This is a genomic window from Streptomyces sp. NRRL S-1022, from assembly GCF_000720135.1.
Classification (GTDB): domain Bacteria; phylum Actinomycetota; class Actinomycetes; order Streptomycetales; family Streptomycetaceae; genus Streptomyces.
On the sequence record NZ_JOIU01000113.1, the window covers coordinates 1 to 508 of the forward strand.

The 508-nt window shown below is 66.3% G+C and carries 1 protein-coding gene; it reads right to left on the reverse strand.

Translation table 11 applies throughout. The annotated features are described in order from the left end of the window. Positions 1-508, reverse strand: a 508-nt coding sequence (locus tag IG05_RS0141070) for a 2-oxoacid:ferredoxin oxidoreductase subunit beta (RefSeq protein WP_030349186.1), incomplete at both ends; no start/stop codon positions are given.

Here is a 508-nt window from a genome sequence, read left to right on the forward strand (position 1 = left end):
GTCGAAGGCGCCGTCGTTGAAGATGTTGCAGTTCTGGTAGATCTCGATCAGGGCCGTGCCCGGGTGGTCGGCGGCGGCGCGCAGCACCTCGGTCAGGTGTTTGCGGTCGGAGTCGATCGTGCGGGCCACGAAGGACGCCTCCGCGCCGATCGCCAGCGACACCGGGTTGAACGGCGCGTCGAGCGAGCCCATCGGTGTCGACTTGGTGACCTTGCCGACCTCGGAGGTCGGCGAGTACTGGCCCTTGGTCAGGCCGTAGATCCGGTTGTTGAACAGCAGGATCTTCAGGTTGACGTTGCGGCGCAGGGCGTGGATCAGGTGGTTGCCGCCGATGGACAGCGCGTCGCCGTCCCCGGTGACGACCCACACGCTCAGGTCCCGCCGCGAGGAGGCCAGACCTGTGGCGATGGCGGGGGCGCGGCCGTGGATGGAGTGCATCCCGTAGGTGTTCATGTAGTACGGGAAACGGGAGGAACAGCCGATGCCGGAGACGAAGACGATGTTCTCC